Below are 5,053 nucleotides of genomic sequence, written 5' to 3'. Positions count from 1 at the left end.
CCTTTAAGAAACTAAAAGAATACGGCTTTTATCAAGGGACAGAACATCGTACCATTAAATACCTGAATAATTTGATTGAACAAGACCATCGTCCAGTAAAGAGACGCAATAAATTCTATCGAAGTTTACGCACTGCCTCTACCACGATTAAAGGCATGGAAGCCATTCGAGGATTATATAAGAAAACCCGAAAAGAAGGCACTCTCTTCGGGTTTTCGGTCTGTACTGAAATCAAGGTATTATTGGGAATCCCAGCTTAAATCATAGATACCGTAAGGGATTTTATTCTTTATTTAAAACCTTGCAACAGAACCTACTAAGATCTCGGTATTTGGTTTGGAATTGATTTCGCCGGTACAAAATGAAAATAATAATGGTCAATCCTAACGCTAAGAAAATAATACCGAACTTGATATAATCATTGATATTACTTTGTTGACTGATGTAATTAAGATCATAAAAGTTCATGACGGTCCTCCGTTAAACTATCTTTATGCATTTTTATCATTATTGTAGCACGATGACGGCTGAACGACCATTGATCATTCAGGCCATAGTGGTAGGATATCAGCGCTTGTGACAGGAATGTGACAGGTTAGTAGTGGATGTAACATAAATGTGTCATCATAAGTGAGTTAAGTGTGGTAAGTTTAAAGTGGCAAACAAAAGTGATGCGTAAAGTGTGATAGGACTATAAAGGGGAACAAGCATGACGACTAAGAAGTGGTGTTATATTTTATTACTAGGGTCGGTATTACTAACGATGATATTATTGAAATCTTGGAATTATTTTTGGGTTGCCTTCAGCCAACCTTCAGTCCCGGCAATTAGTTGGTTTAGTCTTTTAATCCTGACATTTGTGGGAATCAATGGTGTTTTTCTAGTCCGTATTGTGCATACGAGAGAATTCTTTGCGTTGATTGTCAATGTAGTCAATATGGCATTTTTTGCTTTATGTGTCATCTTGATTATTAGTGGGATTTTTCTGTTTTGAGTAGTCTACTAGCAGTTCGGTAACATATGCTTGAAAACTCTAGAGATAATTATTAAGATTAGCATATGAGGATGTGGAAATAATGAGTGATAGAGATCAAGAGAGAAAGAGAAACCAACAAGATACTTCTTCTCGTACATTAAACCAACATAGTACTGTACATACCCAGCAAGTCTGGAATAATTCTACTGTAGTGGGTAGTCGAAGCTATCCGCCAAATTCATTTGAAGACGAGCCACAACAAGATGAACCTTTTTGGTACTCAAAGATTGTTTATAGTATTGGTTGTTATATCGTGAGCGCTGTTGTATTCTTTCTGATTTTTCAGTCACAATTGCTTGATACTGGTTCAGAAGAAGAACTCAAGTACTTAGCAATCTACATTGCAACAACAATTGCAGTAGGCTATTTAGCCTCATATATCGTGAGTAAAATCGTGACTAAAAAGAGAATGGCCAAGCTTTTAGCTAGTGAAAATAGCAAGAATAAAATGACAACTGATCAAAAAAAATAATAGTAGACAGAGAAGAGCCCATCAATCAGTGATGGGCTCTTCTTTTTTAACGCGATAAAATTGGGAGATGTGTTTGATGATGTCTAGGCTAACAAATTCTAAATGAATATCTTTAGGATGGTTTCCGACTTTCAGACATAACTCAAAATGTCCGATACCTTTACGGTAAAGCCAAGGCGTGGTTCTTTTAGTAAACGATTGGATTTTATTGCGAGTAGTATAAGTCTGTGTCAGCGTTAAAAAGGTAAAGTGTTGGGTACATAAAACCTTTTGTCGCATCAGTGCATATCCTTGATAGCGACAATCCAACCACCTCGACAGCATCAAAATCAAAACGATAACCACTACAATAATTGCAATCCATTTGTAGTAGTAGGCGACTACCCCAATGACAGGTATAGTCAAGAGGTACCACCTCAAAAAGTACCACAAATGATATCGTGAGGTATAAGTGATCTCTGAGCCAACAAGATCCCATTCAGGTAGAAGGGATGCTAGGACATTTTGCAGTTGTTTTTCTGGAATGATGGGTAAGAGATAAAAGGTAGCATCGTCTCCTTCAGCATTTTCTTTAGCTTGGCTACCAGCAATCAATAATTCAACCGAAGCTAAGCCAAGAAGTTTGTGTAACAATTGTTGTTCCACAGTAATCCCTTGTATTTTTGAGACTGGAATCGTTTGAGTACTACGCTCGAATAATCCCTTCTCAATGACGAGATAATCACCAGCTCTGGAGCTCTTAAAGTTATAGTAACGGAAAAAGTTCCGTGCAATCGATATGAGCGATAGTATGAGTAGAGCGATGATTCCTAGTCCGAGTACTATCCAAATGCCATGTGTCAATAATTCATTGGTGTAATCCGTTAAAGAAGAGAACCAACTTTCCGGGATAAAATCATCTACGAAGGCAAAAAAAGCCAGCAGAAGAGCAATGATACCAAGATCTGTCAGACTGAACCATACGATTTGACTATCGCTTATCATATGAGAGTAGCTTATTTCTTGCGAGATGACTTCAGGCGCAGCGGCTGAACTGTCATCGCTACTTTCACTGATAGAATCTGTGAGAGTTGAGTCCGTAGTTTCAGCAATAGAGTCTACAGGTGTAATGCTATTAGCAGTTTTATAGCGATGGGCTTCAATCGTGTTTAAGACATCTTCCTTCACCGCAGGAAAGTTGCCTTCAGCTTTACCATCCTGACCGCCAGCAGTCTCAATCAGAAGTTGAATCAACCCGAACGGTTTGAAGAAAAACCACTGCCGTTTCTTGATCGTTTGGATGCGGTCATAAGGGATATTGATTTCCTTACGGTTCAGGATACCTGTGTAAAGAATGATCTGATCATCAGTAATTTGATAGGTCTGGGTAAAATACTTTACGACAGCAATGATAGCCGTGAATGCTAAAATAGCGGAAATGATTGCTAGCATTATCCACAGCTCATTACTGAAGACGCCATAAAGGAAAAGGATTGTAGAATTCTTGATGCCATTAAAAAAGGAAACTAGAATACAAGCAGGATGGAAACGAACACGTTCAGACATCTTCCTTCGCCACCTTCACAAAATCAACGATTTGTTGCCTTAATGCCTGAGCGTCATTGATGTCTAATCCAGAAATATGATGACTAGTTGCAGCAGTGGTTACAACAATTTCCATCAAGTGAGCACGACGTAAAAATGGTCCTTGTTCTGTTTCGATATGTTGAATGCGATTAATAGGTACGAAGGTAATCTTACGGAAGATATAGCCTTCCTGGAATGCAAGTTCAGTAGCATTGATTTCGAAACGATTGAATTTATAACGATAAGGGACTAGAAGAAGAGAGAACACTGTTAATACGATGATGATGGAGAAATAAATGACTGCTATCCAATACCAAATAGTATTGAACCAGTTGAAGTAGGTCAATGCTATAATAACAATGCCACCTAGTAATAAGGCAATAAGACTAGAGACGATATCAGTCAAACGCCAGACACCTTTGATTCGTTCGGGCATTTGATTTGCTAATAGTGGATAATTCAAACAATCTTCCTCCTTAATGTACAACATGAGTAGTCAATGACATTATTTTAGAAGATATTGAGGTAAAAAGCTATCCTATTAGGACAAGGTGTAAAGAATTGAGAATCTTTGTATTTTGTATTAGATCTTCTTTTCGACTATTGTTCTGGTATTGTTATTTTTAAAGTCAAGTTCCTGAAGTCATAGTCGCAAGAAAAACATACCCTATAGTGATAAAAATACTATGTTATGGAGGAATAGACATGAAGAAACTATCATTTGGAAAGTTTGGTAAAACTGCGAAAGGTAAGGATAAAAAAATAGAGGCAGAAGTGACAGCAGGAGTAGCATCAATAGAAGAAAAAAAGGAACTATCAGACGAGGAAACAAGAAAAATAGAAGGTGTTATAGCGACTCATAGTGAAGCTGGTAAAGATGAGTCAGAATTTGAATCGTTCTTTGGGGATGTCTTGAAACGATTGCCTTCAAAAACGACTGATATTATTCTCAGTACTTATGGTAAGACTAAAGGAATGGCTGAGAAAATTTTGGCGAAGAGTAAGACTCAGTTTGATGCAGTCTTTGATGAATTCTTGGTTGGAGTGGATGAAGAGACTAGGAAAAAAAGTCATCAAACCATACATACGGCTGCTCTATCGGCAGCAATTATAGGATGTTCACCGATTCCGTTCTCAGATGCGGTGTTATTGGTGCCGGTTCAGTTGACGATGATGTCGCGATTGCACAGGATATTTGGAAAATCTTGGTCTGAAAGCTTAGGAAAGAGTTTGTCTAGAGAGTTAATTGTAGTTGGATTTGGTAAAAGTGCTGTTGGGAATGTTATGAAGTTGATCCCTGGCGTTGGAACAGTGGCAGGTGCCACGGTCAATGCGACAGTTGCGAGCGCCATTACAGAGTCTTTGGGTTGGGTGACTGTAAAGATGTTAAATGATGGTGTGGATATCTTTGATCAAGTGATGTCTTTTAAGGGACAATTTAAATTGCTTTTTAATGCGCTACAAGGAAGCCACCATTCGAAGAAGTGAGAAGGTGTTGTGAATGGTGCATATAACGCTATGACGTGATAAAAGACAATAAACGAAAGACAACTTCTCTTAGACCGTTAAGAGAAGTTGTCTTTTATTTTAAATTTAATTTACATTGGTAGTTGTTGAAATCAGATTAATTATGATTGTGGTTAATACTCAAACGATTTTTTAAAAGCTACAAGATAATGATAAATTGAAGGCAATAACCTGAATCATTCATAGATTTTTATACAGGGACATTTTTATCAAAAAATTAGGCGAAACTGAAATGTTTCTTTCTTTTTTACAAATCGATTAGATTCCTTCCTAACGGAAGAAAAGAAAAGTTCATTTCTACTAAAAAAGAGCGCACTTTCCCCTTGTTTTTTTGAATAATTTTTAAAATTATCGATTTAACACTCGAATCATAGGTAAGTTAAATTCTGAAGAATCGTTTCAAACTCTTTGTCATACACATTTGCACAACTGAATTGGATTTGAACTCGACG

At 37.3% G+C, this 5,053-nt stretch carries 7 protein-coding genes; 4 read left to right on the top strand and 3 right to left on the bottom strand.

The genetic code is table 11. From position 1 onward, the window contains the following. Positions 1 to 260: DDE-type integrase/transposase/recombinase (locus H541_RS0110525; protein WP_010829842.1), on the top strand; the 260-nt coding region annotated here is incomplete at its 5' end. A 22-nt stretch (positions 261 to 282) separates the two neighbouring features. On the opposite strand, the gene H541_RS13080 is transcribed toward H541_RS0110525, so the two are convergent. Continuing rightward, complete coding sequence (locus H541_RS13080; protein WP_084684609.1) at positions 283 to 468, bottom strand: DUF3290 family protein; 186 nt, start codon at positions 466 to 468, stop codon at positions 283 to 285. Positions 469 to 709: 241 nt separating this feature from the next. Between H541_RS13080 and H541_RS0110520 the strand changes: the two genes are divergently transcribed. Then, a complete protein-coding gene (locus H541_RS0110520; RefSeq protein WP_022797246.1) occupies positions 710 to 994 on the top strand; it encodes a hypothetical protein in 285 nt (94 codons plus the stop codon). A gap of 82 nt (positions 995 to 1,076) precedes the next feature. Beyond that, positions 1,077 to 1,508 (top strand): hypothetical protein, encoded by a 432-nt coding sequence (locus H541_RS0110515; RefSeq protein WP_022797245.1) that lies wholly within the window; start codon positions 1,077 to 1,079, stop codon positions 1,506 to 1,508. A 21-nt stretch (positions 1,509 to 1,529) separates the two neighbouring features. Here H541_RS0110515 and H541_RS12855 read toward each other — a convergent pair whose 3' ends face one another. Both H541_RS12855 and H541_RS0110505 read right to left on the bottom strand, forming a co-directional pair. After that, on the bottom strand, positions 1,530 to 3,053 hold the full coding sequence (locus tag H541_RS12855; RefSeq protein ID WP_022797244.1) for a PH domain-containing protein: 1,524 nt from the start codon (positions 3,051 to 3,053) through the stop codon (positions 1,530 to 1,532). Then, a complete protein-coding gene (locus H541_RS0110505; RefSeq protein WP_022797243.1) occupies positions 3,046 to 3,537 on the bottom strand; it encodes a PH domain-containing protein in 492 nt (163 codons plus the stop codon). The genes H541_RS12855 and H541_RS0110505 overlap by 8 nt, the downstream gene beginning before the upstream one ends. A gap of 242 nt (positions 3,538 to 3,779) precedes the next feature. On the opposite strand from H541_RS0110505, the gene H541_RS0110500 reads away from it, so the two are divergent. Further along, positions 3,780 to 4,562 (top strand): YcjF family protein, encoded by a 783-nt coding sequence (locus H541_RS0110500; RefSeq protein ID WP_022797242.1) that lies wholly within the window; start codon positions 3,780 to 3,782, stop codon positions 4,560 to 4,562. Positions 4,563 to 5,053 lie beyond the last annotated feature (491 nt).

The organism is Bavariicoccus seileri WCC 4188, from assembly GCF_000421665.1.
Lineage (GTDB): Bacteria > Bacillota > Bacilli > Lactobacillales > Aerococcaceae > Bavariicoccus > Bavariicoccus seileri.
This window is presented reverse-complemented; position numbering and strand designations above follow the sequence as displayed.

Excerpts from the sequence above, each read along its gene's own strand:
- H541_RS13080 (WP_084684609.1), bottom strand. The coding sequence starts at position 468 with ATGAACTTTTATGATCTTAATTACATCAGTCAACAAAGTAATATCAAT.
- H541_RS0110520 (WP_022797246.1), top strand. The coding sequence starts at position 710 with ATGACGACTAAGAAGTGGTGTTATATTTTATTACTAGGGTCGGTATTA.
- H541_RS0110515 (WP_022797245.1), top strand. The coding sequence starts at position 1,077 with ATGAGTGATAGAGATCAAGAGAGAAAGAGAAACCAACAAGATACTTCT.
- H541_RS12855 (WP_022797244.1), bottom strand. The coding sequence starts at position 3,053 with ATGTCTGAACGTGTTCGTTTCCATCCTGCTTGTATTCTAGTTTCCTTT.
- H541_RS0110500 (WP_022797242.1), top strand. The coding sequence starts at position 3,780 with ATGAAGAAACTATCATTTGGAAAGTTTGGTAAAACTGCGAAAGGTAAG.